Here is a 17,054-nt window from a genome sequence, read left to right on the forward strand (position 1 = left end):
TTAATTTAAAAATACTTCAAATACCGGATTAGTTGTTACATCGTGCCATTCATATCCTAATTTAGATAAATGTTGTTCAAATTCTGATTTTTTTTGATTAGACAATTCAAATCCAGCCAAGACACGCCCATAATCAGTACCGTGATTTCGATAATGGAATAAAGAAATATTCCAGTTAGCACCTAAAGTATGAAGAAATTTCAATAAAGCCCCTGGAGCTTCTGGAAACTCAAAACTAAAAATACGCTCCTGTAAAGGTTGAAACAAACGCGCTCCAACCATATATCTAACATGTAGTTTAGCCATTTCATCATCAGATAAATCCACTACATGAAAACCATTAGTAAGTATTTCTTGTACTATTTTTATTCGTTCAGAGAGTCCGTTCTGTAAACGTATACCAATAAAAATACAAACTTTTTTGGATCCATTATAACGATAATTAAATTCAGTTACCGCTCGATTCCCCAATATTTTATAAAATTCTAAAAAACTACCTTTTTTTTCTGGAATAGTAATTGCCATTAAAGCTTCTCGTTGTTCTCCTAGTTCGCAACGTTCTGAAATATAACGTAATTCATGAAAATTTATATTAGCACCTGAAAGAATATGCGCTAATCTTTCACCGCGTATCGCATATTGTTGAACATATTTCTTCATACCAGCCAATGCTAAAGCACCTGAAGGTTCAGCAATAGCACGTACGTCTTCAAATAAATCTTTTATTGCAGCACAAATTGCATCATTATCCACCGTAATGACATCATCCAAATATTCTTGGCATAAACGAAATGTTTCATTTCCCACACACCGAACAGCTACTCCTTCAGCAAATAGCCCTACTTTATGTAACCATACTGGAGTTCCAGCCGCTAATGCAGCGCATAAAGAAGCTGACTCTGCCGATTCAACACCTATCACTTTAATTTGCGGCATAAGATGTTTAATTAATACAGAAATGCCTGCAGCTAATCCACCACCTCCTACTGGAACAAAAATACGATCCAAATGAGCATCTTGTTGCAACAATTCCATAGCTAATGTTCCTTGACCAGCAATTACTGTAGGATGATCAAATGGAGGAATAAAAGTTAACTGATGCTTGCTTGCTAAATGCATAGCTTTAACTTTAGCCTCATCAAAATTACCCCCACACAATAACGGTTTTCCTCCAAAATTACGTACTGCGTCTATTTTTATATCAGCAGTATTTGTAGGCATAACAATCAAAGATGTAATACCAAGATGAGTAGCAGAAAATGCAACCCCCTGAGCATGATTACCCGCTGAAGCCGTCACAATACCAGAAGATTTTTGTATTGTATTAAGACTTGAAATCATAGCATAAGCTCCACGTAGCTTAAAACTATGTACTGGCTGCCTATCTTCACGTTTTACCAATACTGTATTTTCAAGACGTTGTGATAACTTATTCATAATTTGCAATGGAGTTACTTGAGCTACTTCATATACGTGAGAACGTAAAGCTGCTCGTAAGTATTCTGCAGGACATGGTGTATCAGGAAAAAATTGATTTTTATTCATCTATGAAATCATCCTAACAATTTAGATCTATCACGAACTGCTCCCTTATCAGCACTCGTCACTAAATTAGCATATGCTTTTAAAGAAAAAGATACACTTCTATTGCGATACTTTGTTGGAGTCCACGCTCTAGTTCCTCGATCAATTTCTGTTTTACGTCGCATTTCCAGAGTATCTTCAGATACTTCCAAAATAATACTTCGAGTACTAATATTTATGCTAATTATGTCTCCATTATGGACTAACCCAATTACCCCTCCATTAGCTGCTTCTGGAGATATATGCCCAATGGACAATCCTGATGTTCCACCTGAAAATCTACCATCTGTAATTAAAGCGCAACATAAATCTAAACTCATAGATTTAAGAAAAGATGTTGGATACAACATCTCTTGCATACCTGGACCACCTTTTGGTCCCTCATATCTAATTACGATCACATCTCCAGAACACACATCTCCTGTTAAAATTGCTTGAACAGACTCTTCTTGACTTTCATAAACTCTAGCAGGACCACTAAATTTCTGGAGTTTTATATGAACACCAGCTGTTTTTACAAGACAACCATCTACAGCAAGATTACCATATAATACTGCTAAACCACCATCCTGACTGTAAGCATGTGTACGAGAACGAATACATCCAAAACAACGATCTGTATCTAATGAAGTCCATCTATTTTTTTGAGAAAACGCTTGCGTGGTACGTATGCCAGCTGGTGCTGCAGCATACATATTTTTTAATTCAATATCATCGCAAGAAATGATATCATAACTTAATAATGTTTCCGATAAAGATTTATTTAATATGTTTCGTGCATCTCCATGTAATAAATTACAACGATATAATTCACCAAGCACAGCCATCACCCCTCCAGCTCTATGAAAATCTTCCATGTGATATTTTTGACTATTTGGAGCTATTTTACACAAATGCGGTACTTTTCTAGATAATCTATCAATGTCTGACATAGTGAAATCTATCTCTCCTTCTTGTGCAGCAGCAAGTAAATGCAAAACAGTATTAGTAGAGCCACCCATAGCAATATCTAACATCATCGCATTTTCAAAAGAATGTTTATTAGCTATACTGCGAGGTAAAACAGAATAATTATCTTTTTCATAATAGGATTTAGCCAAATGAACAATATATTTTCCAGCATTTAAAAACATTTTTTTACGATCAAAATGAGTGGCTAACAATGATCCATTACCCGGTTGAGCTAATCCTAATGCTTCTACTAAGCAATTCATGGAATTCGCAGTAAACATCCCTGAACAAGAACCACACGTAGGACATGCTTTTGATTCAATGTTTTGTTGATCAATATCAGAAATGTTTGGATTTGCAGCATAAGTTATTGCATCAACTAAATTTATTTTTATATCCTCATTGAATAAATTTATTGTCCCAGATTCCATAGGACCGCCTGATATAAAAACAGTCGGAATGTTTAAACGTAATGCAGCCATCAACATTCCAGGAGTAATTTTATCACAATTAGAAATGCATACCATAGCATCAACACAATGGGCATTAATCATATATTCTACAGAATCAGCAATAAGATCTCTGGATGGTAAAGAATATAACATGCCGTCATGTCCCATAGCGATTCCATCATCTATTGCAATAGTGTTAAATTCTTTTGCTACTCCTCCATGAATATTAATCTGTTCAGACACTAATGTTCCTACATTTCGTAAATGTATGTGACCAGGAACAAACTGAGTAAATGAATTAACGACGGCGATAATCATTTTATTAAAATCTTCAGTAGTCATGCCTGTAGCACGCCATAATGCTCGAGCGCCAGCCATATTACGACCATGTGTAGTAGTAGTAGAACGATATTTAGGCATATAAACTCCGGAGTATTTATTCCTTATCTTAAATAAATTAAATTATTAAAAATTAATTTACATATATATATTATAATGATAATATTACTGATAAACAGTATCTAACCAATTCCATTTATCTTCAGTTTTTCCAGTAAACAGATCAAAAAATAAATGCTGTAATTTTTTAGTAATAGGTCCACACGTTCCAGCACCAATCTGAATGCCATCTACACTACGTACTGGAGTGATTTCAGCAGCAGTACCAGACATAAATATCTCATCAGCTGTATACAAAGATTCACGAGATAATATTTTTTCCTGAACTTCCAAACCAATATTTATCGCTAACTTCATAATAGTATCACGTGTGATTCCGGGTAATATGGAAGAATTGCATGACGGTGTTAAAATTACATTATCCTTAACTTCAAACAAATTTTCTCCAGCACCTTCTGAAACATAACCATATATATCCAATCCTATTCCTTCTTGATAACCATTTCGATGAGCTTCATTACTAATCAACATAGACGATAAATAATTTCCACCAGCTTTAGCCAAGCTTGGAAAAGTGTTTGCTGGTGCTCTATTCCAAGAAGATACCATCACATCAATTCCTTGTTGCAAAGATTCTTCTCCTAAATAGGGTGACCAAGAAAACGCCGATATAGCAACTTCAGTAGTATACCCAGGAGCAGGATTAATTTCCATACCTACATCTCCAATAAATACTAAAGGACGGATATATGCATTAGTTAAATTATTTTTAACAACAATCATTCTGCAAGCTTGCATTAATTCATTGATACTCCAGGAAACGGGCATACGATATATTTTTGCAGAATCATGTAATCTCTGTATATGTTCACGACTACGAAATATAACCGGACCTTTATATGAATGATAACATCGCATCCCTTCAAATACTGATGATCCGTAATGCAAAGCATGAGACATAACATGTACCTTAGCTTCTTTCCAAGGTATGATATTTCCATTGAACCAAATAAAATTCACTGTATTCATTTAATATCTTCTTTTATTAATATAAATTTTAGAGACATCAAGTCACTCATTGCGTTAATTTATTGAATTTCAATATAATACACATCTATTAATTTATTTAATTGTGTATATAACAAATGTATCGCTCTATTACTAGAGACGGTTAAAGAAAGATTTATTTTTTTATGATTCAACGTATTATATGACAACATATTTAATGTCTGTAACTCAAATCCACGATGACGGATAACCCGAAGAATACGTTCAAGTACTTCTGGACAAAATCTAGCTTTTATAAATAAAGAATGATTCGCCATTATTATTGCTCCAACATAGCATCATTTGAAGAACCAGGTGGTACTAACGGCCAAACATTTTCATACTCATTAATTAATACATGTAATAAAAAAGGTCCTTTATATTTAAATAATGTATCAATTGCATCTAATATTTGAGACGTACGTGTAATATATAATCCATGAATGTCAAATGCTTTAGCCAAAACAATAAAATCAGGATTATCTGTCAACTCAGTTTCACTGTAACGTTTATTAAAAAATAATTGTTGCCACTGACGCACCATCCCCAAACGTTGGTTATCTAATAAAATAATTTTAATTGGTAAACTTTTACGTTTAATTGTAGCAAGTTCTTGTATATTCATCATAAATGACCCATCACCAGAAACACATATTACTGTACAATTTGGTTGTCCAATTTGAGCGCCAATCGCTGCTGGTGTACCAAATCCCATAGTTCCGAGTCCTCCAGAAGTAATAAAATTTTCCGGACTATTAAATTGCATATGTTGAGCAACCCACATTTGATGCTGACCAACATCAGTGGTAACCACAGTATTATAAGGGGCATGCTTACTAATTTCTCTTAATAAAGTTGGTGCACAAATTTTATCATCAGATGATTGATAAGACCAACGATACTTCAGTTTTAAAGATTTTACATTCGTTCTCCACATATCAATAGATAAAGGCTGTGTTAATGCAGACAGTAAATCATTTAAATTTCCTAATAAAGTAACATGCGCTAATCGTAATTTATTAAATTCCGCAAAATCAATATCTAAATGAATTACTTTAGCTTGCGGCGCAAAAGTATGTAATTGTCCAGTTACTCTATCATCAAATCGAGCTCCTATCGCGATCAATAAATCACATTGTTGTACTACCAAATTGGCTGCTTGATTGCCATGCATTCCTAACATTCCTAAATAACAATCTTCTGTATAATCTGGAGCTCCAAGTCCTTTTAACGTCACCACAGTAGGTATTTTTGTTTTAGCAATAAATGTGCGTAATGAAGTTACTGCTTTGGCTATACCTACTCCCCCTCCTACATAAAGCACTGGTTTTTTTGATGTCAGCATCAATGTACGTGCTTTTTTGAAATCACCTTTAATACTGAAAATATGTTTCGTATTTATACGATAAGTAGACTCCAGTGTTCCAGTAGATAACTGAATATCTTTTGGTATATCTATTAATACTGGACCAGGCCTGCCTCTAGAAGCTATAGAAAATGCTTCATCAATAATATTTGGTAACATATCTAAGGAACGAACCAAAAAACTATGTTTAGTGCAAGCTAACGATAATCCTAATACATCTACCTCTTGAAATGCGTCAGTACCCATAAAATTTAACCCTACCTGCCCTGTAATAGCTACTATAGGAACAGAATCTAACAATGCGTCAGCCAATCCAGTAATAAAATTAGTAGCTCCTGGCCCAGAAGTCGCAAAACACACACCAACTTTTCCAGTAGCTTTAGCGTATCCAATAGCAGATATGATCGCTCCTTGTTCGTGTCTACACAATAAATGTTCTACTTCAGATCCAAACAATGCATCATATATTGGCATGATGGCGCCGCCAGGATAACCAAAAATAATGTCCACACCTTTATCTCTCAGTGCTTTTATTACCCACTGAGCTCCGTTCATATTTATTTCCTCATATAATTTGTATGAATAAAATAATAATCTAATTAGACCATTTATTTTTTTTAATGAATCTTATTTTTTTTAAATCAATTATGAAGTATATGGAAATGACACATTGTTATTACATTCAAGCAAATACAAGATATTTATAAAACATTGTACATATAATGAAATATCTAAAACTTTACTTTTTTATTAAAAACAAAATAATCATAATCTTCACGTTTAAAAAATAAATTTATCTTGATATTAAATTTTTAGGTTTTACTATTTATATTTAACGATGAATGTAAATTACATGTATTTCATAGCTTTAATAATTATTGATTACAAGAAAAAAATTAAATTTTTCAATTGTATAATTATTGATTCTCAATTTTTTAATAATACTTACTCAGATATTTTTTTGTTAAAAACTATCAATAATTTTTAAAAAATATCTATATCTTATATACAAAATACTAATAAAATATTAAATATTAATTATTGTTACAATAATAATTATTCCTGATTATTCATTAACATTTTTAACTTAATTATTAAAAAAAAATGTAATACCACTTTTATATATATTTAAATACATAAATATAATTTTTCATATATTTTATACAACACAAATACTCATACTTAATCATGATATTTATTACAAACAAAACAATTATTACATTTTTCGGTACTAAATTTTATCACTATTATCATCATCAATACTCTTAATATTATTACGAATCACTATCACTTGACTCATAATATACAATCGAATAATACGATTAAAAGAAAACATATCTTTTTCTGATGTAACTTAAAAAGTTATCTTATTTTACAAGAAAAATATAACAAAAAAACCACAAATACATTACATAATTTATTTCCAAAAAAAAACAGCTACAAATTACAGGGGTGAAGAGACTTGAACTCCTAACACCCGGTTTTGGAGACCGACGTTCTACCTAGTTGAACTACACCCCTATTATTGCATTTATCTTCTATATCACACAAAAACACCATCATTGTTTTATTACACGACGGTGCGGACGGGATTCGAACCCGTGACCCTCGGCGTGACAGGCCGATGTTCTAACCATCTGAACTACCGCACCACACTGATTTGGTTCATGAAAAAAACTATTAAATATAATCTCATAACACTCAATATGTTTTAGTAATTTAATTATTAAAAACCATTTTAAGATTTCCAGATTCATCCTTACAACACATACCACGTACAATAATTTTATATAATTTAAATTACAAAACATCATATCCCAATTTTTGTTCTATTAGATTTTTATACAGTATAATGGAGCTAAGCGGGATCGAACCGCTAACCTTCTGCGTGCAAAACAGATGCTCTTCCAATTGAGCTATAGCCCCACATATCCAATTTGCCATACTGTAACAAGTTTAATATAAACACTCAAATTAAAATCATATATTTATAAAATTTAATTTTAATAAAAAATAAATATTAATCACATTCCATAAACTTTAGATACATTAATGTTAATTAATTATACTTTCTAAAAAACTAGATACTACACAACATAGTATAGTGTATTTAATTAAATAAACAAACTGTATTTTTTAAAAATTATTTATAACTTCGTATAAAATTTATTAAATAAAATTTAATAATATTAATTATTAAACTTATAAAATATAAATATGATCAAAGTTAATGTTCATATAATAAATACATGTAATCAATTTTATTTAAAAAAAATAAAATTGATCAGAAATAACTTAATATAAATAATTATTACATATTTATACACATAATATACTATTTCATAATATAAATTGATATGTATAACATATAACAAATTAATCCTTTATGATTTTCAATCATAACTCCATGTATATATTGTATGTCTTATATTAAGATAAACTTTAATTATTAATCATATAAATCATAAACATACAGTATTTATATACATATTTTATATAGATAAAATTTCTAAAGAAAAGAAATTGTAACGAGATAATAAAATACGTTTTAACTTTATAATCTTTACAGTATTCATAGAGCAATAGATTTTATTCGATTTATAATTATAAAATTGATTTATAGATCCATTTATATTTTTACGCAATAAAAACATACTATATTTCGCAATTGATTGTCTAGAATCTACTAAATAACCATCAAAAGATAATGTTTTAATTAATTCTTTTTTTAATAATGAAAAATGCGTACATCCAAGCACAATAGTATCAGGAAATTGCTGCATACCTATCCAAGGAGTAAGAATTTTACGAAATATTGACATTGGTATTTTTTTTCCACATATTTTAGATTCAGCTACATTTACTAATTCAGATGAACCCAATAACATCACTTGATGTTTATTCGCAAAGCGTCTTACAAGACTCCAAGTGTAATTATGAGCAACAGTACGTCGTGTTGCTAACACACCAATAATTCCATTTTTGGTTAATTTAGATGCTAACTTAATTGCAGGTATTACTCCGATAACTGGAAATAAAAAACAATTTTTCAGTATTTTTAATGAAACCACGCTAGCAGTGTTACAAGCAATGATTACAAGATCTAAATGATGTTGATTTCGTATAGCTTTAATTATAGACATTACACGATGAATAATAAATTCTTCCGATCTCTCTCCATAAGGAAAAGCTTGATTGTCAAAAAAATATAAATAACATACGTGTGGCAACAATTTTTGTATCGCAGTATAAATAGAAAGACCACCCACACCAGAATCTAATATTAAAACTGTTGGTTGTCTGTTGTTACTTATATGCTTTTTGGAACACATAACTCATTTGTTTGATTGCATGTTTATCTAATACATTATATCCATACATAATATAGACTAAATTATTATCTATTTTAATTTTAAACTTTATAATAAAAAATACATAATCTGTATCTAAAACTTTATGTTTAATAAATAAAACACAGATACATATATACTCCATGTCTGTTGTATATAATATGATATTATTTCTCGTGTATCCCCTTCCTGATCTATATTCTAATTAACTAAATATTATTACATGAAATTACCATAACAACTCCAACACCAATATATAACAACATATCATTTTCAACCAATAAATAATATAATGTATTTATTTATTAAATTATGTTTATTTTTTTATTTTTTACACCTAAAGTATGACATATTGCATATGTTAAATCTGACCTATTGAGAGTATAAAAGTGAAAATTTTTTACTCCTTCTTTAATAAGAATTCTAATCATATCTATTGCTACAAACATTCCGAGCATTTTCTGTGTTTCTAAATCATCATCTAATCCATGAAAAATTACATATATCCAATGTGGTATCTTTACTTTGGTAAAAGTGATAAAATGTTGTAATTGACGAAAATTAAAAATAGGTAATATCCCAGGAATAATTTCTATATCTATACCTACAGATATACACAAATCTCTAAATCTTAAATATTGTTCCACATCAAAAAAAAATTGAGTAATAGCACGATTAGCACCAGCATCTATTTTTTTTTTTAAATTAATTAAATCTGATTGTGCATTCTTTGCTTCGGGATGTACTTCTGGATAAGCAGCTACTGCAATGTCAAAATTTCCAACTTTTTTTAACAAACATACTAAATCTGCAGCGTACATAGTCGTAGATGATTGATGATTTTTTTTTATTTGATCTCCTCTGAGTGCAATAATATTGTGAATACCATTATTCCAATATTCTTGAGCAATAGTTTGCAACTCTTGTGGAGTTTCATTAATACATGTTAAATGAGGAGCTGCGATTAATCCAGTACGATTTTTTATATCTTTAATTGTTTTATCAGTATAATTTCGTGTTCCAGAATTAGCACTATACGTGACAGAAACAAAAACAGGATTTAATTCACTTAATTTACTTATAGTTCTCCATAATATTTCCTCCATTTCATTGGTGCGTGGAGGAAAAAATTCAAACGAAATATTAATATTCCCTTGTAATTCAGCCAAATGCTGATTTAATAATTTTTGTTGAGTAGCATGAAACATACTCATACTTTCCTCTCATAAATCTACAAAACATATATATATAAACTTCACATAAAATTATGTGTTCAAATATATTTATAGACATAATTCTTATAATACAAAATATTTAATTGTTATCTGAATATATGAAATATACACATAACACTATTTATTTAAAGAAATAAAATCAATTTATTAACACTGATAAAAATTTAATTTTTATTATTATAATCAATTTTAGTTAAAATAAATCAAAACAAAAAATATACTATAAAAATTATATCTATACAATTATTTTTACCGTTATTACTTCATAATTAAATGAACATTTCTATTAATTCTTTAAATATATCATCACGTATTTCTTTTACATAAAAAATTATTGTCATTTTTTTATCTTCAAATGAAAGATTACTAATATACTAAAACTTATAATATAAAATACACACAAATATATGTACTTAACATTAATTAATCTAATATTTATTATTAATACACTTATAATTACTTAATTAAAATGCTAAATTAATATAATAAACATGTATATTAATAACTTAAATTTTAATTAAAGACACACTTTAATTATTAAAATCATAGTAATAATATTATCGTATTGATAAAAATGCACGTTCTAAATCAGAAATAAGATCATCACTATCTTCTAGTCCTACCGAAACACGAAGTAACATGTCGCTAATTCCAGCACATTTTCTAATATTTTCTGGCATAGCAGCATGAGTCATAGTAGCCGGATGCGCAATCAAACTTTCTACTCCTCCAAAAGATTCTGCTAATGTAAACAATTTTAATGATCTTAAAAATTGCAGTAATGTATTTTTAGTTCCTTTCAATTCAAAACTAAATATAGAACCAAACCCACTTTGTTGCTTACAAACAATGTCGTATCCAAGATGAGTTGATAACCCTGGATAGTATAATGCACGAATTTGAGATTGTTTTTGACAAAAAGCAACAATTTTTTTAGTATTACTTTGTTGTTGATAAATTCGAGGTATCAAAGTACGAATACCACGTAATAACTGATAACTATCAAATGCACTACCAGTAATGCCGAGTGTATTTCCCCACCATGCTAATTGATCACAAATATATGCATCTTTAGATACCACCACTCCTGCTATCAAATCCGAATGTCCATTCAAATATTTACTACAAGAATGTATCACTAAATCCGCACCTAAAATTAATGGATTTTGAAACACTGGTGTCATAAAAGTATTATCTACAACATATAAAATATTTTTTTGAAGCTTACAAATAGAACAGATATCTACTATACGAAGCATAGGATTACTTGGAGTTTCTATAAACATTAATTTAGGCTTATATTTCAATGATTCCAATAACAATTGTGTATTACCTTGATCAATAAAAAGTACTTTAAAAACACCCTTTTTATTTAATGCGTCTAACAATCGGTAAGTTCCTCCATAACAATCATAAGGCGCTATTAGTAAATCATTTGGTTCAAGTAAAGCAGAACATACTAAATAAATAGCAGACATACCACTACTTGTCATAATTGAATTTTTTCCATATTCTAAATCTGACAAAGTCTTTTGAACTACATCACGGGTTGGATTTTTACGTCTTGAATAATCATAAGGACGGGGTTGATTTAATCCAAAAAAATTATAGGTAGTAGAAAGAGTAATCGGAGGCACCACACACCCATGTTGTTCATCACTATTTAAACCACTTCTAACACTAACTGTGGATTTTTTTATATTCATAATAATAATTACAACTATTCCATATTTATAATATACACTTACAACATTTGACACGTCAAGATCACTAATATATATTCACGCATATATAAAAATTATTAGATCAAGACTTTTATAAAATTTGCCAATAATAAACACTATAAACTACATATAAACACATACACAGTACGTGCATTGATTTACACGAATAAATCAATGCTATATTACTATAGCTACAAACTATAATAATCAGTACCTCATATATCATCATAGTGTTATGATAACACATTTATTGTGTTACATATTACAACAAGTAAATACATAGATGTGATGATATTCATGTCTTTAACTTTTTATCAACAGATAAAAAGTTAGCATTAGTAGTAATATTAAAACGTTTGTTAAAAAGATTAACGCGCCCACGTGTATCTACTATGCGTTGAGTTCCCGTGTAAAATGGATGACACATATTACATACATCTAAGTTTAAATTACGATTTAACGTAGATCTAGTGTGGATAATATTACCACACGAACAATATGCAGAAATTTTACCATATTTTGGATGAATATTTTTTTTCACTATATATCTCTCAAGTCAAATGATACTACGAATTTATAACAACTAATAATATTTAATAATAAAAATAATTTATGAATTTATCTTGAATAAGTCCTTAATAAACAAAAATATTGCATATATTATATACACAATCAATCATATAATGCCATTTTTATCAATTGACCTTGACCTATACGTTGTTATTGATCTACATGAGTTATCTAAGAATCGTCAAAACACATATATACACTTAATATATATATGTAAATATGTACAACAAATTAACAATTTTTAAAAATTCATTATTCATGTAACTATTAAATATAAAATTTTCATATAAAAACTAATAACATCCATTATTTTCTGAGTATTTATAAATACAACATATTAAAATATATGAAATATTATATATACATTTTATAAAGAATAAAATAAAAATAACTAATGATTTATTTTTTTATATTTCAACAAAAATATAAAACACTACGTACTATCATAAACATCCTTATTTCGAAAACTAACAACAAATTAATAATTAAATATAATCTAATTTATATAAACTTTTATTTATGCTAAATTAAATACTATGGTTACTAATATAAGTAATGCACATACATCTATTTATTAGTAATATCCATAATCGTAATAATATTATATTAGATATTTTATCTACACAATCAATTTTATAAAAACACATATTCTTATGTAATCATTAAATATCAATGTAATAACTTAAAAATTTTACTATTATCAAATAACATACATTGATCACAAATATCATATTTTGATTAAAATATTTAAAATAGTAATTTTTTTTATTAAATTTTTAAAATAAAATTAAGATAATAAATATTTAAAGTAAAATAATATTATACACACCAATACAATTAAATTACTAAATGAAATAAACAAACATTTTCAACTAATTACGTAAAAAAATAAAAATAATTTTCACAAAAATATTTATAATATATATAATGGAATCGTATTATAAATACAAAATACTTCTTATTAATAAAATTAACAACAATTGAATTACATATTAAATACATACTTTTAATAAAATAAATACATATGATACTATATATATAGAGTTTTATTATATAAGATTTTATTTTATTGATTAAATTAATAAATAACCATATAAATGGTACTATATTAAATACAAATGTTTTAACATGAATAAAATTTGATTAATTATTTATTGATTAATATAATTCAAAACAGGATATTATATGCCTACATGGGTTACTGGAAAAATCATTCATATAAAGCATTGGACAAATGAATTATTCAGTCTTATAGTACGAGCACCGGTAGATAAATTTATTGCTGGACAGTTTACTAGAATAGGAATGAATATCAACAATATAATTACACAGCGTGCTTATTCATATCTCAATGCCCCACACAATCCGAACCTAGAATTTTATATAACTACTGTACTAAAAGGTAAATGTACTCCTGTCTTATGTACCTTAACTCCTGGTGACATTATTATGTTAACCAAAGAATCATACGGACATTTTATATTAAATAATATTCCAAATTGCGAAAATTTATGGATGTTAGCTAGCGGAACAGGAATAGGACCATATTTATCAATGCTTGAGGACTGTAATACAAGATTGAATCAATTTAAAAACATCATATTAGTACACGCGACGCGATTTTCTAAAAATTTAAACTATTTGCCTCGCATGATAAAATTAGAAAATTTTTATCAAGGAAAATTACATATACAAACAATTATGAGTCGGGAAAAATGTTCTAATTCGCTCTTTGGGCGCATACCAGACCTAATAGAAAATGGTTCCTTAGAAAAGGCAGTAGGATTATGCTTAAACATTAATGATACTCATGTAATGTTATGTGGGAATCCACAGATGATACATGACACAAAAAAAATACTTAAAAAAAAATACAGAATGCAAGACCATTTAAAACAAAAACCAGGACATATTACTCAAGAACGTTATTGGTGAGAAAACAAATAATATAAACATACGTACACTTACCACCAAATATAATTTATATGTATATTTCACAATCAATTAAAACAAATTTATTGCAAATTTTATAATATAAAATGTTACAAATACCATATATAAATATATTTTATGCATCATATACTAAATTACATTAGTATAATTATAAAATATTTTTAATAGGAAATATAATGTGAGAAATCTACTGGTAATAGGAAATTGGAAATTAAACGGCAATAAAAATAGCATAACTAACTTAATTGTTGCTTTAACCAATTCATGTGGTGATATTTCTAAATGTAACGTGGCTGTTGCGCCCCCTGTGATATATTTAGATCTAGTAAGACATTATTTAATAAATCATAGCATTCAGTTATGCGCTCAAAATGTTGATATTAATTTATCCGGAGCATTTACTGGTGATATCTCTGCGACAATGTTACAAGATCTTAACACACGATACGTTATTATAGGTCATTCTGAACGTAGAATACATCATAAAGAAAACTATTTATATATTGCTCAAAAATTTTTTATTTCAAAAAAAATCGGATTAATTCCTGTTTTATGTATAGGAGAAAATAAAAAAGAATACGATACTGGACAAACTGAATCAGTGTGTATTAATCAACTAAAAACAGTGATTAAATTAATCGGCATAAAAGCATTTAAAAATTCAGTCATCGCTTACGAACCTATATGGGCTATAGGAAGTGGAATGTATGCATTTCCAGAAAATGTACAAGCCATCCATAAACTAATACGAGACTATATTGCTCATTATGATGAATCTATAGCTAATCAAGTCATAATACAATATGGAGGGTCTGTAACACCAGAAAATGTTGCTCAATTTCTTGATCAAAAAGATATTGATGGTGTATTAGTTGGGTCCTCATCTCTAGATGCAAATAAATTCTCCATGATAATACAAATAGCAGAACAACACAAAAAATTATTGTGATTCTAAATCAAAATACACTCAAAGATTTTCAGTTATGTAATAAAATATTACATATGTAAACAAATAAAACATACAGTTTTTATTGAAATAATTATTGTTATAATTTAGATCAAAACAACTTTTTAGCTGTTTTCAATAAATCTTTTCGAAATGGACGTTGCATATACTGTATTGCATCATTAATATCATGATGTACTAATTTTTCGTTTTGAACGCCAATACAACGTCCCGCATAACCTTGTAATAATAATTCAATAGAATAAGCTCCCATTCGAGATGCTAAAATACGATCATAAGCAATAGGTTTTCCTCCACGCTGGATATATCCTAAAACAGTAGCTCGAGTTTCTCTACCAGTTTTCCTCTCAATGTACTGTGCTAAATCAAATATATTACAAATATGTTCAGTAATAGCTATTACTGCATGTTTTTTACCTTTAGAAATACCAGATTTAATCTCATTTACTAAATCTTCAGCATTAAATTCCACCTCAGGTACTACAACAAACTCACAACCTCCCGCTATCGCTGCTGCCATTGTCAAATCACCACAACAACGCCCCATTACCTCTACAATAAAAATACGTTGATGTGAAGAAGATGTATCACGCAATCTATCAATCGCCTCAACAATAGTTTCCAAAGCTGTAAAATAACCAATGGTATAATCTGTCCCGGCAACATCATTATCAATAGTTCCAGGCAAACCTATACAAGGAAATCCCATCTCAGTAAGTCTTTTAGCACCTAAATACGATCCATCTCCTCCAATAATTATTAAAGCATCAAGATTACGTTTATTTATATTATCAATAACGATCGCTCTAGTAGCATATTCTTTAAACTCAGGAAAACGAGCAGAACCAAGAAAAGTTCCTCCACGATTTATTATTTCCGATACACTACGACGACTCAATTGTTTCATCCGATCTTGAAATAATCCTAAATAACCATCATATACTCCATAAATTTCTAATCCTTCAGAAAGACCTGAACGCACTACACCTCGGATAGCTGCGTTCATTCCTGGAGAGTCACCCCCACTTGTTAATACCCCTATTTTTCTTATCATGTATACATAACTCTACTATATTACGTTAACAATAAATAATAATTTTTATTTCTTATATTATTCACATAATAAAAACAAATATAATTGTTATGTGAAATATATTACATTTATAATAGGATTATAAAAATATTGTCAGTTTAATATTTTTAAAAATCAAATAAATTAAATATTAATACTCATAATAAACATTATTTAATATATTAAATTATTAAACTTAATATATTAAAAATACGAGCTATTATTAAATTTATTTTGATAAAAATGGCAATCTTTACTGTACAGTAGTACGTACATACCACATCATATGTGCTTCATGTAAGATTTTTGTTTATAATCACTATGTAACAATTTTTTTTAATTAATCAAAACATAAAAATTACTATTTATATAGTATATTCTATA

Annotated in this window: 12 protein-coding genes and 3 tRNA genes; 2 read left to right on the forward strand and 13 right to left on the reverse strand. The window is 28.5% G+C overall.

Features of this window, described 5'->3' with window-relative positions; all coding sequences use genetic code 11:
• From ilvA to rpmE, 12 genes are all read right to left on the reverse strand, one after another.
• Entirely contained in the window at positions 1-1,545 is a 1,545-nt protein-coding gene (ilvA, locus tag Bsayi582_RS03030; RefSeq protein WP_500815736.1) for a threonine ammonia-lyase, biosynthetic, read from the reverse strand.
• Between the two features lie 8 nt (positions 1,546-1,553).
• Complete coding sequence (gene ilvD, locus Bsayi582_RS03035; RefSeq protein WP_500815737.1) at positions 1,554-3,407, reverse strand: dihydroxy-acid dehydratase; 1,854 nt, start codon at positions 3,405-3,407, stop codon at positions 1,554-1,556.
• 84 nt (positions 3,408-3,491) lie between these two features.
• Positions 3,492-4,415, reverse strand: coding sequence for a branched-chain amino acid transaminase (locus Bsayi582_RS03040; RefSeq protein ID WP_500815738.1), 924 nt, complete (start codon positions 4,413-4,415; stop codon positions 3,492-3,494).
• A gap of 59 nt (positions 4,416-4,474) precedes the next feature.
• Positions 4,475-4,711, reverse strand: a complete 237-nt coding sequence (gene ilvM, locus Bsayi582_RS03045) for an acetolactate synthase 2 small subunit (protein WP_500815739.1) — start codon at positions 4,709-4,711, stop codon at positions 4,475-4,477.
• Positions 4,712-4,713: 2 nt separating this feature from the next.
• Positions 4,714-6,354 (reverse strand): acetolactate synthase 2 catalytic subunit, encoded by a 1,641-nt coding sequence (gene ilvG / locus Bsayi582_RS03050; RefSeq protein WP_500815740.1) that lies wholly within the window; start codon positions 6,352-6,354, stop codon positions 4,714-4,716.
• Positions 6,355-7,246: 892 nt separating this feature from the next.
• Positions 7,247-7,320 (reverse strand) — tRNA-Trp (locus tag Bsayi582_RS03055).
• 57 nt (positions 7,321-7,377) lie between these two features.
• A tRNA-Asp gene (locus Bsayi582_RS03060) sits at positions 7,378-7,451 on the reverse strand.
• 201 nt (positions 7,452-7,652) lie between these two features.
• Positions 7,653-7,725: transfer RNA gene (locus Bsayi582_RS03065), tRNA-Ala, on the reverse strand.
• Positions 7,726-8,291: 566 nt separating this feature from the next.
• Positions 8,292-9,131, reverse strand: a complete 840-nt coding sequence (gene murI, locus Bsayi582_RS03070; protein ID WP_500815741.1) for a glutamate racemase — start codon at positions 9,129-9,131, stop codon at positions 8,292-8,294.
• A 323-nt stretch (positions 9,132-9,454) separates the two neighbouring features.
• Entirely contained in the window at positions 9,455-10,363 is a 909-nt protein-coding gene (gene metF / locus Bsayi582_RS03075) for a methylenetetrahydrofolate reductase (protein ID WP_500815742.1), read from the reverse strand.
• Positions 10,364-10,941: 578 nt separating this feature from the next.
• The gene (gene metB, locus Bsayi582_RS03080) at positions 10,942-12,090 is read right to left on the reverse strand and encodes a cystathionine gamma-synthase (protein WP_500815743.1); all 1,149 of its coding nucleotides are present in this window, start codon (positions 12,088-12,090) and stop codon (positions 10,942-10,944) included.
• A gap of 313 nt (positions 12,091-12,403) precedes the next feature.
• Positions 12,404-12,649 (reverse strand): 50S ribosomal protein L31, encoded by a 246-nt coding sequence (gene rpmE / locus Bsayi582_RS03085; RefSeq protein WP_500815744.1) that lies wholly within the window; start codon positions 12,647-12,649, stop codon positions 12,404-12,406.
• A gap of 1,214 nt (positions 12,650-13,863) precedes the next feature.
• Between rpmE and Bsayi582_RS03090 the strand changes: the two genes are divergently transcribed.
• Positions 13,864-14,613, forward strand: a complete 750-nt coding sequence (locus tag Bsayi582_RS03090) for a ferredoxin--NADP(+) reductase (protein WP_500815745.1) — start codon at positions 13,864-13,866, stop codon at positions 14,611-14,613.
• 196 nt (positions 14,614-14,809) lie between these two features.
• On the forward strand, positions 14,810-15,580 hold the full coding sequence (tpiA, locus tag Bsayi582_RS03095) for a triose-phosphate isomerase (RefSeq protein WP_500815746.1): 771 nt from the start codon (positions 14,810-14,812) through the stop codon (positions 15,578-15,580).
• A gap of 109 nt (positions 15,581-15,689) precedes the next feature.
• On the opposite strand, the gene pfkA is transcribed toward tpiA, so the two are convergent.
• Positions 15,690-16,652 carry a 6-phosphofructokinase gene (gene pfkA, locus Bsayi582_RS03100; RefSeq protein ID WP_500815747.1) on the reverse strand — a complete coding sequence of 321 codons (963 nt, stop codon included), beginning with the start codon at positions 16,650-16,652 and terminating at the stop codon, positions 15,690-15,692.
• Between the last annotated feature and the right edge of the window lie 402 nt (positions 16,653-17,054).

This window comes from Candidatus Blochmannia sayi (nom. nud.) (assembly GCF_059935855.1).

Coding starts and splice junctions, on each gene's coding strand:
- ilvA (WP_500815736.1), bottom strand. CDS start 1,545: ATGAATAAAAATCAATTTTTTCCTGATACACCATGTCCTGCAGAATAC.
- ilvD (WP_500815737.1), bottom strand. CDS start 3,407: ATGCCTAAATATCGTTCTACTACTACTACACATGGTCGTAATATGGCT.
- Bsayi582_RS03040 (WP_500815738.1), bottom strand. CDS start 4,415: ATGAATACAGTGAATTTTATTTGGTTCAATGGAAATATCATACCTTGG.
- ilvM (WP_500815739.1), bottom strand. CDS start 4,711: ATGGCGAATCATTCTTTATTTATAAAAGCTAGATTTTGTCCAGAAGTA.
- ilvG (WP_500815740.1), bottom strand. CDS start 6,354: ATGAACGGAGCTCAGTGGGTAATAAAAGCACTGAGAGATAAAGGTGTG.
- murI (WP_500815741.1), bottom strand. CDS start 9,131: ATGTGTTCCAAAAAGCATATAAGTAACAACAGACAACCAACAGTTTTA.
- metF (WP_500815742.1), bottom strand. CDS start 10,363: ATGAGTATGTTTCATGCTACTCAACAAAAATTATTAAATCAGCATTTG.
- metB (WP_500815743.1), bottom strand. CDS start 12,090: ATGAATATAAAAAAATCCACAGTTAGTGTTAGAAGTGGTTTAAATAGT.
- Bsayi582_RS03090 (WP_500815745.1), top strand. CDS start 13,864: ATGCCTACATGGGTTACTGGAAAAATCATTCATATAAAGCATTGGACA.
- pfkA (WP_500815747.1), bottom strand. CDS start 16,652: ATGATAAGAAAAATAGGGGTATTAACAAGTGGGGGTGACTCTCCAGGA.